The organism is Pedobacter sp. BG31 (assembly GCF_042464845.1).
Classification (GTDB): Bacteria; Bacteroidota; Bacteroidia; order Sphingobacteriales; family Sphingobacteriaceae; genus Pedobacter; species Pedobacter suwonensis.
In genome coordinates this window covers 1-19,987 of record NZ_JBHNZK010000025.1, presented here as the reverse complement: position 1 = coordinate 19,987, position 19,987 = coordinate 1, and the positions used below count along the sequence as shown (strand labels likewise).

The following is a 19,987-nucleotide window of genomic DNA, read 5'->3' as shown; positions in this document are numbered from 1 at the left end:
GCTCCATCACTAACAAGCAGATATCAGTATGGAAAGAAAAAATTTTATCAGGAGTTTAATGATTGGGGCATTTTCCACCCCTGTAATTATTGACGCCTGCAAAAAAAGCGGCATAGCCGAAACTACCGACAGTTTTGGATCGGGAACGGCAGGTACAATCAATAGTACTAATGGAACGTGTACGGTAGCACCAACAGAAACGGAAGGACCGTTCCCAACCAAAGTGCCAGCATCTTACATACGCAGCGACATTACCGATGGCCGTAGTGGCTATAAGATGACAGTCAAAATATCGGTTGGTAATCTAAACAATAATTGTACTGGGTTGGCTGGTGCCATTGTTGATATCTGGCATTGCGATGCCGAAGGGAACTATTCAGAATATGGAGGTAGCGGCATGCAAAGCACAAATTATCAATCTGTACATTTTTTACGTGGCCGCCAAACTACTGATGCTAACGGATTGGTTACTTTTACTACCATTTTTCCAGGCTGGTATACAGGTAGGGCAACTCACATTCATGTGCATGTTTATAATTCGGCAGGAACATCATTAAATGTAACCCAAATTGCTTTTCCGGAAGGTAGCGGAACATCTTTAGCACTGGTGAATGGATATAATAAAGGAATGACAGGGTACACTTACAATAATGCTGACAATGTATTTAGCGATGATAAAACAGGGGTACAGATTGCCAAAGTGACCGGAACATTAGCCACAGGCTTTGATCTTGCCTTTAAATTGAATGTTAAAGCATAATATCGTTCATATCATTTCTCTTTGATTACCTACGGACGTTAGATTTTCCTGACGTCTTTTCATTTTTTATCATGACGGAAAAACTAATAACCTTATGCTATCGGAAAATAATTGATAATACCAATACTAGCCCTTGGGATAAATTGGTATATGAAGATAGTTATGCAGAATTTAAAATGCAAGCTCAGTTTTATAACCAGGAGCAACGCTTTTGTACTTTTGCAGAAATGTTAATGAATGTACCAGAAGCCAAAAAGTTGCACTTTTTGGTTAGCGCAGCCATAACAGGTTATCTGAAACAATTAAATGGAATTATTCCCGATGTACTGGACAACCTGGGCCGACGTTTTTTAACTTTCGAAGATTATGTCTTCGAAATCATCAATTCGGATATCAGTAATTCTGAGAAACACAAAGTAGCAATCAATTTCTTCTCAAAACCGATATGTTGGAGAGAAACTATTGATAATATGTTATTGGTTTCACAACTTAAAGAAACCGCTGAAGGTGAAATCTTCACACATCTTTTACAGCTAAAACCTTTTGTGAGTATCTACTCCATAAAAAAAATCGTTTAAAAATGGAATTTAGCAGTGGAAAGATATTTTTGGCCGAGCAGCGCGGTGTGACTGAAAATCAGGTATCAAGAAGTTACTTCACCTTTAATTTCAAACAATACTATAACGAAAATAAAAGTGCTTTTGGTAATTTATTTTTATGCAATGATGAGTTGATCGCGGATGGAAAAAACACTTTTTTACATTGTGAGGAGTATTCACTGCATATATTCATACCCATTACGGGGGGAATAACCATTGTCAGGGATGGAAAAGAATTGGTTTTAGATACTGGTCAGGTACAGGTTTTACATTTGAGAAAGGGGGAAGTACTTGAGATCATAAATTCTTACCAATGCAATGTGATAAATTACTTGCATTTTGGTATTAAAACCGAAATGTTCTCAATGCAGGCGATTGAAACCCTTTACCATTTCGATTTCGATCGGTACCAAAACCAATTGATCAAGATCATAACCACCCCTAAATTACCTTTTAGATTAAATGCAGGTATTTTTGCTGGCAGAGCTGAGGCTATTTATAAAATGCAAAATAATAGCAACCAAATATACGCCTTCGTTATTGATGGTGCTTTTGAAATTGAAGGTCGCTTACTGCACGCAAGAGATGGCCTCGGTTTATGGAATGTTCAACAAGTAGAACTAGAGGCCTTGAGCAATAATGCCATTCTTGTAGTTCTGGAACTCGGTCTTTAATCGTAGCTGCCATTTCGCTGGCGGCTGGAGGACGAACGATATGGAAAAACGTAAATATAATCAATGGAAGCTCAACCATTATTTTACCAGCGGACAGTGCCTGTAATCGCTTGAGACTACAATAACACTTGCAAATGCTGGTGCCACGGTCATTTTGCATGGAAGGGATTTTAATAAAGCTCAAAAGAATTTCGTAGGCAACAAAATTACAGAACTGGAAATATTTGATGTTATTAATAATCCCACTTCCATCGATGCGTTTGCGTAAAAATTCCCGGCTTCGAATGGAAATTAAGATTTCGCAAAACTCGGCTCATCCAGAAATAATTCAGGAAGATTCTAAATGTTGATAGTACAACAGGTTGTAACTGTTACGTAAATTACCATATTCAAATGATGAAGTTAATGTCATTTTAATAAAGAAATCAAAGTGTTTTTAAGTACCGTTTGTTGGCGACCTTCCAATCCAGGAAAGATTAATTAAAAATGAAGATCTAATTGTTCCCGCAGCATGGATGTCATCGTAATCTTCTGTATCTGTTTTTTTGCAGGTCTTTACACAAATGTTATCTATACCTTCATAGCCCAAAATAATCAAAAATAAACTAAAAAAATTTTATCATAAAAAAATAAATGTTATATTAACGTTTATTAATTTTACAATAATATTCTAACCTATTATTTCAGTGTTAATTTGGCATCTGAACAGTAAAGTAAAAAAATATGAGAATCAAAATCCATTCCGGAAGCTTTCTTGCCTGGTTATGTTACCATTTCCCTCGAGTTTATGCACAAGGAGTAGCTGCTTTTGCAATCAGGTTGCCGCTGGCAACATATCTAAAAGATAGCACGCGTTTGGCAGCGCTTATTTCACTTGCAGAGGTAAAACCAGATTTACCAGTTTTTCATGAGCCTTTCAAACCCATGAGGAAATCTATAGTGATAAATTGATCCAGATGATGCGGCCAGGCCTAGAGATAAAAAAACTGGCAGCCGGGGCTTCTTGGTTCGGAGACTCCTGGAGAAAGAGCCGGTTGGAAAGCATTGATTTACATAGTCTATACACGAAGGTTATGATTATCGTCTTAAAAAAGAGAGCGTAGATTCCGATAAAAGCCATAGACTAGCGAACCATATTTGATTCTATGTTTGGTTTTACCTGATTATAACTATAAAAAGTGTGCAATGAAATTCATCAAAAATAATTTTCATCTTCTCAATGTCGACGCTGTTAAATTAGATACAGACTGGAATTTCAATAATGTGATTAGTCCTTATTACCGTTTATATTACATTGCGGGTGGCGAGGGTCATATCAATTCTCTATCAGGAAAGACGCAGCTTATTACAGGCAATTTGTATCTGATTCCAAGTTATACGCTATGTGATCTTCATTGCAATGACTATATGGAACAATATTTTATACAGTTTTTCGAAGATACGCCTGAGGGAATATCTATCTTCGGCCACTATAGGGAAATCATGTCAGTAAAAGCTGATCCTTTGGACATGATCAGCTTCGAAAGAATTATAGCGATTAATCCTGGGCGAGGCATCAACCGTTCTTTCGACCCTAAAGTGTATGAAAAAGATATTTTTTACAAAGAGTACACAAAGTTGAATGAACTGCAAAGTATGTCTGTGCGATTCGAGACCCAAGGCATTATTCTAGCATTACTCTCCAGATTCATGCGGTCTAAAAATTTTCTAATGTTCAACCAAACTGCCATCCCGCTGGCGGTAACTGCTGCCATACGATATATTCAGATGAATATTTCAAAATCATTAAAAGTTAGTCTGCTTGCATCTATTGCTAATTTAAGCGTGAATTATTTTTCCCGCATTTTTCATCAATCGACGGGAAAAAGTCCGGCAAGTTACGTTTTGGAGAAAAGGATCGAAAGAGCCCAATATCTAGTCACAACAACAAGTATGCAATATAAAGAAATAGCGGAGCTGGCAGGCTTTGAAAATCAGCAATATTTCTCCAGAATATTTAAGAACATGACAGGTTTAAGTCCTAAAGCTTACAGAAAGCAAAGCCAGGGGTGGTGTTAACGAAGAACAATATTATTTAATACCAATATTTCTTGGCTTTTTGGGAAATTATTTGCTTAATAATTTTAATCAGCCATAAGGGATGAAATACCAATAAACACCAGGCAACAACTATTTAGCGGTATATACATTTTACTCCCCCACTTATCAATGCTATTTAACAAACAAATCCGGAAAAGAACCGATTTCCGTCTGATTGCTCCCTATTTTGAAACTTACTGCTTTTTTGCCAGAAGACAAATCGTAAGGAGGTTCAGGATTAATCTTCATACCTGGTAGTTTTGGAAATATTGGATCGAAACTTTTTAGTTTTGCCGCATACTCAACAGGATAAAACACCTTTTTTCTTGCAGAATCTATAACGATGTTATTTTTTTTGATTAAACGGGAATTTACATTAGAAATAGCCATCAAAGGATTGCCATACTTTTTAAGCAATAACACAGCTTCTTTTTTTGTTAAAGGCATCACTGTACCATGCCTTGGATGAAAGTTCATGGCGATTTGCTTATCAATGCCCTTAAAGGTTTTTAAGTCTTCGGAATGGGTAAACTGATATTTGCCGTTAGTATAAAGATCGTACATTAGTATATAACCCTTTTCGTCGTTAAGTTTAAATACCCCTGAACCTTCTACTGGCGGGCTGGTTTGCTGAATGTATTGATTTCCATCTATGAAAGGGCCTGTTAAATTTTCAGAAGTAGCAATGCGCAATCCGGCACCGTTTACATCCTGATGTTTGTAGAACAGATGGAATTTATTGTTAAATTCAACAATGTCACCATCAATGGCCGAACCCCGATCTGATGGGGTAAAAAGCTGTTTGGACTCGGTAGACAGATCGGTAAAACTGTCATTGACATATGCATAATAAATTCGATCGGGTCCGTTATTATATTTCATAGACCAGTATATCACGTATTTTTTTTGCCTTTTTGTCGAAAATGGTTTGGGGTGCCTATACCTGCTTAAGCGAATCATTTCCTTTGAACTTTTTTTGAATATCGACTACAGTTGATGACCAGTTGATCAGATCGTTTGATTTTAGCAATGCCATTGCCCGGTTTGAATCCCAACCTTTGGCTGATACCATATCGGTGGCGACCATATAAAATCCCTTTCCGTCAGCTTTTCTCAGTATATGGGGATCACGGATGCCACCTGTACTACTGATCTTCGCTGAGCTCAATATAGGTTGATCATTATTTAGTGCCAAGAAATTATAACCATCATTACTCAGGGCATAATGGATACTTTCATCTGCTTTTTCATTTCCTGTAAAATAAACAAAAAGGTAAGCAGAAAAGTCAGCACTCTGCGCTTTGATAAACGTTGGAAAAAAATAACAAGCAGTACAAGTAATAGTCGGATATTCATATGATTTTTGATACTCTGATTTGTGCGCCGCGGTCAATAATCGGTTTGCCATTTATAATTTGGCAAAAAGTATTTAAGCACCAGATCGCGTATAAGCCAATCTGTATTTTTTAGTTTTTTAACGTTACACCAGTAGGCCAACGGGTTCGCATCAGACAAATTTAATAATGCTGATCGAGCAATATTTGATGTAAACAGACTTTTTTTTTGATACTATTCCGACCTGTAATATTTCAGCAGGCAACGCTATGCTGAGCTTTTGATGTTAAGCGCAACAAATGTGCATGTAATTATCCTATATTAAATATGACAGGTATTTGAGTAAAAAAGCAAAACAAGTAAAGGAGGGTTAATGGCACAACTATAAAATGCCGGCATCGGGCAATTAATCTGCCCAAATCAATCCTGCTGCTAACACTTAAAAAAATGGGCATGCTATTGTAATTGAAGAACAAGTCTCGAATGAAAGATGGCGCCATTCTCAATGGAATGACGCCGTTAACTAACTAACCATTTATTTTAGTTCAGCTGCCAGGTTGTAAAACACTTCTTTATAAATATCCTGGCATTGGCCTGATCATTTCAATTGTCATGGTTTTTACCTTTGTTTGATCAGATTCGCGAATTAATCGGTATATAACCTCACTTTACTAAATCTAATACTGCTCTGACTTTTGACGACCATGGTTGAGACAAAACCTATAGTTATCTCCTGGGCTTGCGTTAATGTAAATGGAACAGTGTAATCTTTTCCATTTTGTGAATTATCCAAAAACCTGAAATTTCCAAGTGCCTGCGAAATATTTTCCACATCGGGGAGTGTTTGCCCGGGGTTTACTGCAGCATAAGTTGCTTCCAATGGACCTGCTATTTCAGAAACGGTGATTACAAAACGATATTTCCCTGGAGGCAGGTTTGTGGTCTGATAAATTTTGCCGTTTGTTATAGACGGGGTGCCCCAATATTCAAATGAAATAAATCCGCCTCCATTAATAGAATCCCAACCGCCTACGATGCCATTTGACATATTTCTGGCTGCAGCGTTTGTGGTCCAGTCTGCAAGTAGTCCCCATCTTCCGTCCTTTACGCTTTGAGCGAACGGGGCACCCGGGTTTTTCAGGAAAATCTCTCCTATTTTTTTTGAAGTTGCCGCACTGTAAAATGTATCAATCGCTAAAGAATCAGGTAAAAAAAGCGTACGATACTGTATACTTGTTGCCGGATCATGATCGGTTAGGATTAACTGGGTGGCACTTTTAGCTACACGTTTGGTATGGCTTAGCCCACTTAAAGTCGTATAGGTAACATCAACACCAACTGATCCGGCCTCAGATGCCCGCCAATTAAGAATAGTTGATCCACTTGAAGGTTGATAAACGACACTTTCCAGTATGCGATTCAACAGCGATTTCTCGTAAACATCTCCGTATGTAGCACCTTGTTTTAGTGATGCGACAGACTTATTGCCACTTTTATCAAAAGTGTACACCTCGAACGAATAATTTCCTTCCGGTAAAGGAGAAACGATTGCGCTTATCGTGTCAATTCCTTTACCTCTTAAAATATTAACATCTTGTTTATTTGCCCGGTTGTTCCAGTAAATAGTTGCCTTAACAACATTGGGATCGGATATAACAAAAAACTTCACTAATGCGCGATTTCTTCCTGAAAAAACCCTTAATGAATCTGGTTTACCTGGATAAACAATTAATTTTCCATCAGTAAAATTCTTGTAGTCATCCATTTTACTGCAGGATGCCATCAATAAGGCAAATGCGATAAAACAATAATAGAATATCGGTTTCATATTTTTATATCTATAAAAGTTATTTATCATTTCCGTATAAAGTCATTTCTGAAACATGCGTTGCCAATCCACCTGCCCAAGTTTCCAACACTCTGACACGGATATAACGAACTGCAGGAGCATTAAGAGATACCGTAGTTTCCTCACCCCGAGCCGCAGCTGAAACATCTTCCTGGCTATTGGATCCCGACGGTTGTCCTGAAGGTTTTACGGAAACGCAGGATGCGAGCATTGTCCAGTTGTTATAACTACCGTCGCTAGCTGGGTTATTAGAACCCCAGATCTCGTAACGTTTTGGATTTCCATGTGCGTAGATCCAAACGCCCTGACGCTGCCAAATTGTAAAACGACTGATCTTTGCCGTAACCCCCATATCAAAAGTAATCTGACAAGGCATTCCCGTATCATCTGTATGCCACATATCATTTGGTCCGATTACATTATTCCATAAATTAGGAATAGGAAGGCCAAATCCTACTTTCGCATCCGTTGGCAGTGTAAGTACCCTGAATTTAGTCTTATCAAGCTCCTTTTCAAAAATGGGGGTTAATGTTGCTTTAATTGTATCGGTACGATTATCCCATCTATCTCTGATATAAACCCCGAAAACAGTTTCTTTTGAAGGAAATCCCCGCGAAGAAAATAAGCCATTTTTTTGTTTGGTATAAATTGTTTCTTTGGTTGAAAAATTTCCTAAAGAGTCTTTATATAAAACCACTACTGCAATATTTGCTTCGGTGGGATTAGCAAAAGTGATATTTATACCTCCAAAATCAGACACCAAAGTCAGGCTCCTGCGAATTCCAAAAATGGGTGGTTCCTGCGCCTTCACCCTTATGGTTACAGGGGCAGATTTATTTTCAGATTTATCAACGGCATACAGGCTGAGATCATAGGAAGCGGTATCTGCAAAACCATCAACAGTGATGGAATTTGTATACGAAGAAGCCTTTACACTGATTAATTTACCATATTTATTTTTGTATTCTGCCATCACATACATTAGGTCCGGGTCTGATGGCAAGCTATATGTAACTTTTACGGCCCCAGGTGAACTCGTTGACACGGGATTTGAAATTTGCTGTGGGGCCACACTGTCTTTTTCCAGGGGAGACAAAACGTCCTCTTTACAACCGATTACTGCGATACATAATAACGCAAGTAACAGATACCAATTATTATTTTTCATAATCTGAATTTTACTTTCTATTAATAATTACCAGCCCGGATTCTGAACCAGGTTCGGGTTTACAATTGTATTATACTCTTTTATAGGCCATAAGTAGTCTCTTGGAGCTACAAATCGCTGATTAAACAGCAGTTTTGGCCTATAATACCCTGTAGCATCAGCCTGTTCAATATCCCATCCAAAAATACCTCCGTTAAGGGTTGCTGAAGCCTCTTTCCAGCGCTTCAAATCCCAAAACCTGCTCCCCTCAAACGCGAGTTCTATTCCACGTTCCTGATGTATAATCTGTCTCAATCCTGCTTGATCTTTGTATTTACCCGGGTTAATCGAATAATTATCCCAAGATGCCTGAACGGTCTGTAAACCTGCCCTGTCTCTAACAAGGTTCAGGTATTGATAAATGGTTTCTGACGGCCCGCTAGCTTCGTTTAAAGCCTCAGCATACATCAAATATAGATCCGACAGGCGCATCATTGGCCATGGATAGTTTTCAGTTGTGAACCCCTGCCCATCTTGAATCACAAATTTCCAATTGACCAACTTTTTAGTAAAAAATCCGGTAGCGGAATAACCGAAAGCAAGCTTTCTAGACTGTGCCTGGCCCGATTTTGCCTGTACTACCCATGGGCTCGATGGTGTTCTATTTTCCATATACCATACCGAACCATCAAATCCCAGATCTGCATAGAAGCGAGGCTCTCTATCAAAATGCAGGGCGGCAGTAGTATATCCGTTTTGCAAATAGTCCTGATCAGTTCCACCGGCCGTTTTCAGTGTATATCGATTCGAGAAATCCCAGGTTTTATCTTCATTAATCGGCACGCCATTTTTTGTGTAAAAGAGTTCGGCAATGCGTAAAGTTGGTGCTAGCTGACCCAGCGTGCTTTCATTTATTGATCTCGCCGGATCGAGTTTAGGCATAGTCTGGCGTTGCAATGCAGAACCATTATTATTCGAATAGCCCCAAATTAATTCCTGATTCCAAGGTTGGCATACGCTGTTCCTAATGCTCATTTCAGTTTTTAACCTGTCAGACAAGGCAATGATTGAACTAAACTTGTATAATTGGATTCCAACCTGGGTGCAAAGATCAATCGCTTGTTTACAGGCATCAGCTGCCCGCTTCCATTTTTCTACACTGTAGGTGGTATTTACCAGTGCAGTACCATCAGCATTCTTTAACCCTGCATAATCAGCATTTCCATTGAATTGAGGACTTGCAGCCATCGTCAGCAGCTTGGCCTTAACTGATAACGCAATAGGCTTGGTAATGTGTCCTAATTCGGAAGCGCGGTTTTGGATAGTTAACGGAAGATTATTTGCGGCTGTATCGAGTAAATTAGCAAGGTAATCTACAACTTTGTCTACTGGCTCTCGTGCTACTCTAACCTCTTCTGTTGTTGAGGTAATCGGTAGATTCTTATCAATGATGGGAATCGGTCCATACATCCTTAACAAATAAAAATGGTAGTAGGCTTTTAAAAATTGCACCTCACCAGTCCATATTGCCCTCTTCGATGGGTCCAGATCAGGCACCTTGCCTACATTTTCTAAAAAGATATTGCAATCCCTTAGTGCTCTGTAAATGGGGCTCCCGTCTTGCTCTCCGTCCCAAAAATTGAGAAACGGCGAGGTAACTGATTGATTTCCCCTGGCTATCAATTGAGGATTTTGTGGCAGTTGGCTGAGCGAGGTTATTGGCCAATAGGTCCATAATTCGTCGCCTCCAAGCATGGCTGGATTTTTATAGATGTCATTATCCGATGGCAGGTAAGAATAGCAGGTGAACAAAAACTTTTCTGCTTCATTTCTATTCGTAAAAGCATTATCAATGGTTGCAATGTTATCAGGTACAATATCCAGATAGTCTTTCTTACATGAAAGTATTAAAGTGAACATCAACGCTGATAAAAATATTATTGTCTTTTTCATAATTAAAATCCTAATTGTATCCCAACATTATAAACTCGCTGAACCGGGTAACCCAGGCCATTCCCGCCCATTTCGATATCCCAAAGTTTGAACCCGCTCAAGCTAAACAAGTTAGTTCCACTAACGTAAAAACGGAGGTTACTCAATTTAATCCGGTTAAGTACTTTTTTAGGGATGGAATATCCTAACTCCGCTGATTTCAACCTGAGGAATGAACCGTTCCGCATGAACCAGGTATTGGTTTGAAGATTGTTTAAATTTGTATTGTCACTTAAGCGTGGCCATAATGCATAAAGATTTTGATTGTCTTCGGACCAATAGTTATCCGCATAGGCCTTAATCAATGCATTTTGCGTACCTGCTAAGGTTTCGCCGGAATAATTATACGCTACGAATGGTGCAGTAGCCCTGGTATCTATCCAAAAAGAAGATCTGGCAGAGCCCTGAAAAAATACCGAAAAATCGAAATTTTTATAACCTGAAGAGAAACCAAAACCGTAAATGATTTCCGGCACGGTTGGTAATCCGATAGGAACTTTATCTAAATCTGTAATTTGCCCGTCACCGTTTACATCCCGGTACTTGATATCGCCTGCAGCATATTCACCAAAGGTTTGTTTGGGAGAATTCGCCACATCGTACTGATCAATGAATAGGCGTTCTGCGATCAAGCCATAATTTTGGTTTAGTGACTGGCCTATACGAGATAGGTAACTTTCTTTATACTGAGGCTCTTCATACTGTAAAAACTCGCTATGTGCATAGGTGAAATTACCTTGCATGCGAAACCAGAAAGAAGAATTAAAATTCTTACTGTAGTCTGCAGAAATGTCTATTCCGTTGGCCTTTGCTTTGCCGGTATTGGCCTTAACAGTTGCCGACAACCCCATTGTTGTAGGAATCGAGGCCCGTTCCATTAAAATATTATCCCTTACCTCAGAGAATATATCTGCCTGTAGATTAAAATCATTAAAAAGTGTTAGTTCAGTACCAAAATTGAATTTTTTAGCACGTTCCCAAGTGATAAAGGCATTATCATAACGGTTAATGGTATAACCTGCTTTGGTATATCCAAATTGCTCACCAAAAGTTGCACTTTTTGAAGCATCATTAGGATTAACCTCAGAAAGGTAGAAGAACCTATCTTCAGGTGCACCTATTGCATCATTACCAACCATACCATATGTTGCTTTCAATCTCAATTTACTAACGACGTTACTGATCGGTTTCCAAAACTTCTCATTTGAAATGAGCCATCCCACACCGATAGCCGGAAAAAAGCCATAACGTTCTGATTTATAAAAACGTTCAGAGCCATTGTATCCAAAAGTTGCTTCAAACAAATAACGGTTGTCATAACCATATGTAAAACGTCCTGAAACCCCTTGGTTACGGTAAGGCAGCGATTTTTGTAAAGTACCGCTATTTGCGAAAAGCTGTTGCCTTCTGATGTATACCAGTAAACCACTAATGTCATGCAGTTTTGCAATCTGTTTGTTATAATTCACGGCTGCCTCCATATAGGTGGTGGTATTTATATCCTTTGTGCCTTCATTATAATTTAAATACTCAGTAGCAGTTCCTTCATTAAGTAAGTTTAAACTATAGCTGTCTGTTAAACTATTATACCCTGTAGCCGCATAATAGAACGGATTATAGTTCCGGGTTACATCAAAAAACGAATAACGCGAAGTGTTGAACAAGCCTCTCGCAGAAAGGCCACTGGTAATCGACGATAAATCTTGTTTTATTTCAAATTGCGCACTCATATTCGACCTGGAATAATCACGGTAACCTTTTACCAGATCTGCATAAGGGTTGATTAAAAGACCATTGCTTGAATTTCCGAATAAGATATGTTTGGTATTGGGCATGAGTTCAGACGGATAATATGCAGGAAACAATACCGGATTACTTCTCATTATCTTGGTATACAAACCGCTCCCTCCATCAATAGGGCCTGTATAATCATCAAAACTTCCTCCTAAACGCACAATTACTTCCGTGCTTTTGGTCATGTTGATGTTTATGTTTGAGCGGAGCTGGTAGGATTTTAAGCTGATATTGCTATTGAAATTATTTCTTTCATCAACTTTTAATAAGCCGTTGTCATTGTTATAAGTTCCTGCAATATAATACCGGGCAATTTTTCCGCCCCCGTTTGCACTGAAATTCATTCTCTGGTTGTTCGTTTGGTTCTTCAACAACATCGCACGCCAGTCATTAGCAGGATAAATATTAGGATTAGCTCCAAGGGCAGTTTGGTCTATCTTATTTTGAGAATAAGGAAGAATACCCAATGGATTTCTGGTAATCACAGCTTCATTTGCTAACTTCATGTATGTTATGGGATGGGCAAACTCAAGGTTCCGTGTGTTTTGTGAAGTGGAATTTTCGAGTCGGACCTGAACTTTGGCCCTACCCTCATCACCCGTTTTTGTGACAATTAAAATTACGCCATTTGCACCCCTTGCTCCGTAAAGCGAAGTGGCTGTCGCATCTTTCATAATCGAAAAACTGGCAATATCATCCGGTTGCATCCTAGCTAAATCTGTGGCACTCACCTCAATTCCGTCGATTAGAATAAGCGGATCTTTCTTATAGCCAAAGGTGGTTACCCCACGAATAAAAAATGATGCGTTATCCTGCCCAGGCTCTCCGCTGCGCTGATAAGCAATAACGCCAGCTAATTTACCAGCCAAGGCTGTAGTTAGGTTGCTGGAAGGCACTTTTAAATCTTTAGGGTTAATAGTAGTAATCGCACTGATCATACTGGATTTCTTTTGTGTTCCAAATGCCACTACCGCTACTTCATCAAGATTGTTGAGGGATTCTAAAACCACATCTATTTTGCTTTCGCCCTTGATCTCTACTTCTTTGGCTTTATAACCCACCATGCTAAAGATCAAAGTTCCATTTGCCGGTACTTTTAAACTGAATTTCCCTTCATTATCAGCCTGAACAACCAGTTTAGAAAACTTAAGTGTTACACTTGCCCCTGGCAGGGGACCGTCAGAATCTCTAACAGTTCCTTTCACTATAATTTCCTCCTGTCGGAAAAAATTGTAAGCTGACATGTCGTGGGTTGTTCTTGAATAAGCATTGCCTGAGGCGCTGAGACCTAAAAGCAAAATAATAATCCCGCTCAAATAGAAATGATTCTGATTTGCAGAATAAAAAAGCAACGCCGATTGCCGTAATTTTGCTACATACTTCTCTAGTGTAAAAACATTCATTGATTTGATATTTGGTTTAGTTGTTTGATTTATCTGACTTTATTCACTTTTATTTTCCTATCATTTCTACCAATAGTCTGCTGGTTAAAAACAACAATAGTTCAATGGCACAGCACCGATACTCCATCATCCGTTTGATTTAAAACGCATGAAATATTGAGTTAGCCAATATTTATCAGTTTTAAATTGGGCCAATTTTCGGGGTCGAACAAGTGCTGATCTCAGACTTGTCGAACCGCTTGGTAAGATAACTTCGATTGATATTTTCCGAAAGGGTAAAAGTTGCTGCTTCTTTGCAGCATACATGATTAAAGTAGAAGTATCCATGGTTGTTCAGGTTTGGTTAAGTTCTTTGCGGCAGGCATACACTTTCAAAAGATTAAGCCTCCATTATTTTTTCTATGATATTTATGAATATAAATTAGTATAGAAGCAACAATACTCAGCTCTAAATCCTTAAATAATATTTTATCGCTTTAGTTATAGTTGCACTTATCTTTTATTTTTTTTGGCAAAACAATCCCACTCACCTGATATTTCAGGTGTTACAGAATAAGGATTGAAAATTTACGGTATTGCTATTGGATAGAGAGTGGTATGGTTTTCCTCATAATATTGGCTTTAAAGTTTATTTAGTTACAAAAAATATGATCCTTGCATTGCTGCCTCTGCAATTTAAAAATTTCAACGGTGGGCGATACTATGGATATGCTCTACAAAACATCCTTATCTGAAGTCTCCCATCTCGTGATCATTGCTGCGTTGGTTAATTACAGCATTTACTCAAATGTACCACATAACCCAGTTACACAATTTATAGCAAACAGACGTCTTTTTATCCTTTTCCGATATTCAACCTCTATTTTCTTGTAAATCACGACTATAATTAGCACCTCACAAACACAGTTTTTTTGTTAAGAGCATCTTATTAAGAATAAATGGGGAGATTTGTAATACAGCCCTTTCAGCATTAAAATATTTATGTCGTCTTTATTCAATTTGTTTATTTAGTGATCCGAAAGTGATTCAATAAAAATTTTCACAAGGTTTAGGATAGTATTAATATAGTTATCCAAATGATAAGGCATCAGTAAAGTTTCTTTATCCGGTTTATAGTTGGTAATACAAAAGCTATAGGCATTTTAAAAATACCGGAGTCAATCTATTCCGTTTACCCAAACATTTAGGATATGCCGCAAAAAGAGCGAAAAGATGTTGCACTTTTTTTGGAATGAGTTTTAAAACAGTTTCTTTCTCATAATAATATTATTTTTGTTGCTTATTCACAATGCTGATATTCACCTTCTAATGAGCATAAGACATTAGAAAACAATATTTGGTTACCTATTCATTTTTTACTGCATTCCTTAACGGTAATGCATAATTTGGTTAGATTCGCTGCATTGGCCAATTACAGCATCTAATCAAAGATACATCAGTACATAGGCACTGAATTTATTGTAATCCGCCATTTTTTTATACTTTTCAGCTGTCAAACCCTTTTATTTATCTGCACAATTAAGTATTATCTGAGAAATATCTATGCTATCGATCGGCATAATTGGGTATCATATTTTGGTTTTTATAGGCACCAGGCGTTAATCCGGTAATCCTCTTGAATACCCTAGAGAAATGTTGTACATTTTCAAATCCTGTTAATTCTGCAATTTCCCCCTGCTGTTTTTCAGTAGTAGTTATAAGATACTGTGCACGCTCAATTTTTTTCTGAAGAATATAGTTGATAGGGCTTTGTCCCGTGCTGAGATGAAAAATCTTTGAAAAATAATCAACACTAAGATTGGCCCGGTCCGCAAGCTGGCTTACCTTTAACGGCTCACCTAGCCTTCGCTGAATATATTCCATCGCACCCACCACAACAGGTGGCCTGGTCTCCTGTTTGTTGCGATTAAATATATCAGGTTTTAGAAATTTAGAAATCAGTTGGAAGATGATACCCTGGGTTTCGTACTGAACTGCAGCACTTTGCAGGTTATTAAGTTCAATAAATTCCCTATAATATATATCTTTTTCATACACTACCGGATCAGCCGAACGCTCAAGTCCTCTTCCTGGATTGATCGCGATTAAACGCTTAAAATTTTCAATATCAATCAAATCCGCTTTAGACTCAAAAATCTCCCTGCAGTTGGTAAAAAGAGAAATACCGTCGGAGGATTCTTCAAAAAATTGAACAAAATACTGCCCCAAAGTACTTTCACAGTACAGGTTGCAGTGGGTAAAGCTTGGAATAAGATAGAGATTGCCAGGTTTTAATTCGACAGCATCATTTGGCCCCGATATTACACCTTCGCCATCATCAATATAATACAACCTGTAATATGGGCTGATAACATTTTCAAAATTCCATTCACTCCCTAGTTTAACGTAATCGGCGTTCAATAACTTGAAAGAATATTTTATAACTGCCTTATTCATGATAACCTTTTTTTGTAATAAAAGATAATGGTACCACGCTTGATACTATACTAAAATGATGCGTTGATCAGCACGCTTACTTCTGTATAGGATCAAAAAATGCTCATAACAGGTCAAATCTAAATAGTTTTCGCATAAAAAATTTGTCCACTATACACGATGTTTTATATAAAACCGTGATTTTAAATGTGCGCCGTGTTATGATTTGTTTATCTTTAAACTCTATTTTGTGGAAAGAATTCTTTTAGCCAGGCAAAAGAATATATGATTAAATGCTATGTCTACGGATTGACGGCTTTTTTATTAATCGGTATTTCTGGGACAAAACTAACTTGCGCAGGAGTAATCAGGTCAAATGTATTGTCTTGATAAGGAATCTCGTAACCGTCAAATGTTTGAGCTTCTTTTTAAACTGGAACGGTTACCACTTTTTATAAGGTAAACACCGCTTAGAAACTGGCGGCACTTACCCGAATTTATTTGATGCACACCCTCCTTTCCAGATCGTTGGAAATTTTGGTGGCGCTGCAGGCATAATTGAAATGCTGATGCAATCATCTGATGAGGAAGGAATACCATTATTGCCCGCATTACCTTATGCCTGGCAAACCGGAACCATATCCGGTATCTGTGCAAGAGGTGGGTTTGAAATTGCTCTTAAATGGAAAGAAGGTATTCAATAATGATTCTGAAGTCATACTTCATGCAGACCGGGATTTTTTGTTGAAAAATATCAGAAAAATCAGTAACGATAGTTTTATTCTTAAAGACGGAGATAAAATACCGATTGTCGGCATTTTACTCGGTTAATACCACCGCTTGTGGTGTTTATGCTACGATACGAAATTTTTCGCATTAAGTTAATTCTCCAGTCGAAGGTAGAATTGTTGATAGATCACGAAGAAAATTGACTTCGGAAAATATTTCGAACTGAAGATGTCGGATTTATATAAATTCTGGTATGAATTGTACAAGATTTATTTGGAGTAATGCCCTAACTTTGATTTATTAACAATAATAAGATAAGCAGAAAAAAATCAACAAAGCGTTTTATGGATGGGATAGATCTGACGGATCTTTTGGATCATGTGAAGCTTTTTTTAAGATGTTATCGCTTTCTTCGTATTTCGTTAAAGGAAATCTATAAATCATCTCCAGCCCGTAACTACAAGTTGTCCTTTAGCAATGGCTATATTTGTAAGTTGGTCTTGGAAGAATACAAAAACAATTTATGTAATTAAAAATAAATGTTCTATTGAAGTTTATTAACTTTAACAACCGGCAACCCCATCTCCACGACTTAATTTAATTCTTAAACCCTTTTTACAAATTATGAGAATCAAAAACTTTATAGCAATCTTCCTCACTTTATTTTGTTTCTATCAACTAAGTGCTCAGGAGTCCGCCAACCAGCAGAAGACACTCCCTCCCATCCCAAATATTCCACCTCCGGGACAAAAAAACAGCACAGCATTGGGCAACATCAATACTTTTGCTGAAGTAAAACTTGATTTGCCGATTTATCCGGGACCCTTCAAGCCTACATGGCAATCTATAGAAGCCAACTATCCTGGAGATCCATCCTGGTTAAGAGATGCAAAATTTGGAATCTGGGTTCATTTTGGACCGCAGGCATCTGGCGAAAGTGGAGATTGGTATGCCAGAAAATTATATACCCCAGGATCAAAAGCTTATGAGAATCATCTTAAAAAATACGGTCATCCTTCAGATTCTGGTTACAAGGAAGTTCTTCACAGTTGGAATCCAAAAAAACTAGATCCAGCTAAGCTTGCGAAAATTTACAAGGATGCAGGAGCCAGGTTTTTAATGATACAGGGCGTTCACCATGACAATTTTGATTTGTGGAACTCCCGTTATCAGCCCTGGAATTCAGTAAACATAGGACCCAAACGTGATTTATTAGGTGAGTGGGCCAAGGCGTGCCGGGCAAATAATATTCGTTACGGCATAACTTTCCACCATGAATATACATGGTGGTGGTGGCAAACCGCTTTTGGAAGCGACACATCGGGTGACAAAAAAGGCATACCTTATGATGGAAATTTAACAATGGAAGATGGCAAGGGAAAATGGTGGGAAGGCCTTGACCCTAAACGACTTTACGGTATCGACCTCAGGGAATACAAAGGAGTAGAGGAGCGGGCTCATTCTCCTTGGTCACCACCAGACCCTGGCATATTCACTAAGCACCTCGACTATGCAAAATGGTACACGACCCAATGGGCACTACGGATGATGGATGTGACTGAACACTATGATCCGGATTTTATCTACACCGACGGAACAGTTCAGGGACCTTTTACTGGTAATGGTACAGGAACTGGTTACAAAGCAGATGCGATGCAAAATGTAATTGCTGATTATTACAACAGGACCTTGCAGAAAAGGGGAAAAGTTAACACTTTCAGTATCGTTAAGTTTAGAGATAAAACTAATGGAACAGTAACAACCGAAGAATTCGCGATACCAGCCAACATCAAAACTGACCAGCCATGGATTGCTGAAGCACCTGTTGGAGACTGGTATTATGCGCCTAATTTCACGTATGATTCCGGTATGATGATCCGCTATATCATCGAGGCAATTGCCAGAGATGGAAATGCCGCACTTTGCATCTCCCTGCTGCCTGACGGTTCGCTGGATGAAGGGAGTACAAAAATGCTGAAAGAGGTTGGTGTTTGGATGCGTAGAAACGGAGATGCCATTTATGGCAGTCATGCTTGGCGCATTCCGGGAGAAGGACAGCAAGAAAACGGCAAATTAAGGATGATCCCTGGAGGAGCGCTAAACAAGCGACATGCTGATTTTAAATTTAGCCCGGAAGATTTTAGATTCACTAAAGGAAAAGATGGATCTTTATACACCTTCAGTATGACGATTCCGGAAGGTGGGTCGCAAATTAAGATAAAATCACTGGGTAGTCAAAGTGATTATTTAAAAGCCAAAGTTAAAAATGTTAGCCTGTTGGGTTACCGTGGACGTTTGCAATGGAAACAGGAGTCCGGTGCCTTAATCGTAACATGCCCGAATAATATCAAGTTCTCAACCGCTCTGGTTTTCAAGGTCGAATCCTAACAGTATGAATTATCAATTTTGATAAACAGCATTCAGTGATTAGATAAACTATCCGAGATTTGATAATGCAGGTCAGGTATGAGTCTAACAATCCTATCAAGTATTTGCTCATGTAAATTGTAGCAAATGCTTGTTTTTTTTATAACCAATTGATATACAGTATTTACAGAACATTAAAAACCTAAAATATCTTCGAATACCATCAATTAAGTTTTGGCAGAATACTGGGATATTTGAGAATTTGGATGAGTATGAAAATCGCCTTACACTGATTTATTAAATAGCTAAGGATACAGGTCATAGTCAAATAAATTAGATGAGCCGATTATTAATATAGATTTAAAAGGTCTCTTGTTAATATTTTTGACTCATTTCGTCACCCTGAATTTATTTCAGGATCTTTATAGCTGGAAAGATGCTAAATCTTATCAGCATGCATAAACATTAATCGAACACGGGTTATAAGCATTTAAAAGCCTCCGAATATGGATTCGGTTAATGATATCGTTTATCGTGCAAAAAGGATGGCCTTTTGCCACAAGCTCATCAAGGGTCATTCGGAATGGCCATGACCTTGTCTTGATAATAGGAATTAAAAATGGATTTTGGACAGGCATAAGCCTAAATTATTTACAATAAGCTACTGACAACCAATACGATAAAACAAACTTAAACAGTGAAAAAAGTCTGCTTTTTATATCGAGTAAGAAGCAGGGAATTAGTTTCCCTGCTGTCTCCTCACACCACCGTACGTACCGTTCGGTATACGGCGGTTTGTTAGAATAACTTCGTTTGGTGCGTCGTTTTCCAATAGTAATAGTTA

12 protein-coding genes and 1 pseudogene are annotated in these 19,987 nt (G+C 38.2%); 6 read left to right on the top strand and 7 right to left on the bottom strand.

Annotated features, from left to right (window positions below; all coding sequences use genetic code 11):
- Positions 1–28 precede the first annotated feature (28 nt).
- The 4 genes from ACFE6N_RS21310 (at position 29) to ACFE6N_RS21295 (ending at position 4,091) form a co-directional block, all read left to right on the top strand.
- Positions 29–760 (top strand): intradiol ring-cleavage dioxygenase, encoded by a 732-nt coding sequence (locus tag ACFE6N_RS21310; RefSeq protein ID WP_378939861.1) that lies wholly within the window; start codon positions 29–31, stop codon positions 758–760.
- 71 nt (positions 761–831) lie between these two features.
- Entirely contained in the window at positions 832–1,338 is a 507-nt protein-coding gene (locus tag ACFE6N_RS21305) for a hypothetical protein (RefSeq protein WP_378939859.1), read from the top strand.
- A 2-nt stretch (positions 1,339–1,340) separates the two neighbouring features.
- Positions 1,341–2,033, top strand: a complete 693-nt coding sequence (locus ACFE6N_RS21300; RefSeq protein WP_378939857.1) for a hypothetical protein — start codon at positions 1,341–1,343, stop codon at positions 2,031–2,033.
- A 1,185-nt stretch (positions 2,034–3,218) separates the two neighbouring features.
- The gene (locus tag ACFE6N_RS21295; RefSeq protein WP_378939855.1) at positions 3,219–4,091 is read left to right on the top strand and encodes a helix-turn-helix domain-containing protein; all 873 of its coding nucleotides are present in this window, start codon (positions 3,219–3,221) and stop codon (positions 4,089–4,091) included.
- Positions 4,092–4,244: 153 nt separating this feature from the next.
- On the opposite strand, the gene ACFE6N_RS21290 is transcribed toward ACFE6N_RS21295, so the two are convergent.
- From ACFE6N_RS21290 to ACFE6N_RS21260, 7 genes are all read right to left on the bottom strand, one after another.
- The gene (locus ACFE6N_RS21290) at positions 4,245–4,994 is read right to left on the bottom strand and encodes a hypothetical protein (RefSeq protein WP_378939853.1); all 750 of its coding nucleotides are present in this window, start codon (positions 4,992–4,994) and stop codon (positions 4,245–4,247) included.
- 55 nt (positions 4,995–5,049) lie between these two features.
- Positions 5,050–5,520 carry a hypothetical protein gene (locus ACFE6N_RS21285; protein WP_378939851.1) on the bottom strand — a complete coding sequence of 157 codons (471 nt, stop codon included), beginning with the start codon at positions 5,518–5,520 and terminating at the stop codon, positions 5,050–5,052.
- 573 nt (positions 5,521–6,093) lie between these two features.
- Positions 6,094–7,275, bottom strand: coding sequence for a DUF4998 domain-containing protein (locus tag ACFE6N_RS21280; protein ID WP_378939849.1), 1,182 nt, complete (start codon positions 7,273–7,275; stop codon positions 6,094–6,096).
- 19 nt (positions 7,276–7,294) lie between these two features.
- Positions 7,295–8,464, bottom strand: coding sequence for a DUF5000 domain-containing lipoprotein (locus ACFE6N_RS21275; RefSeq protein ID WP_378939847.1), 1,170 nt, complete (start codon positions 8,462–8,464; stop codon positions 7,295–7,297).
- Positions 8,465–8,491: 27 nt separating this feature from the next.
- Positions 8,492–10,396 carry a RagB/SusD family nutrient uptake outer membrane protein gene (locus ACFE6N_RS21270; protein ID WP_378939845.1) on the bottom strand — a complete coding sequence of 635 codons (1,905 nt, stop codon included), beginning with the start codon at positions 10,394–10,396 and terminating at the stop codon, positions 8,492–8,494.
- A 2-nt stretch (positions 10,397–10,398) separates the two neighbouring features.
- Entirely contained in the window at positions 10,399–13,632 is a 3,234-nt protein-coding gene (locus tag ACFE6N_RS21265) for a SusC/RagA family TonB-linked outer membrane protein (RefSeq protein WP_378939843.1), read from the bottom strand.
- A 1,545-nt stretch (positions 13,633–15,177) separates the two neighbouring features.
- On the bottom strand, positions 15,178–16,068 hold the full coding sequence (locus tag ACFE6N_RS21260) for a helix-turn-helix domain-containing protein (RefSeq protein ID WP_378939841.1): 891 nt from the start codon (positions 16,066–16,068) through the stop codon (positions 15,178–15,180).
- 455 nt (positions 16,069–16,523) lie between these two features.
- On the opposite strand from ACFE6N_RS21260, the pseudogene ACFE6N_RS21255 reads away from it, so the two are divergent.
- A pseudogene (locus tag ACFE6N_RS21255) lies at positions 16,524–16,751 on the top strand (glycoside hydrolase family 95-like protein); the annotation flags it as partial.
- Between the two features lie 649 nt (positions 16,752–17,400).
- Positions 17,401–19,164 (top strand): alpha-L-fucosidase, encoded by a 1,764-nt coding sequence (locus tag ACFE6N_RS21250; protein ID WP_378939839.1) that lies wholly within the window; start codon positions 17,401–17,403, stop codon positions 19,162–19,164.
- Positions 19,165–19,987 lie beyond the last annotated feature (823 nt).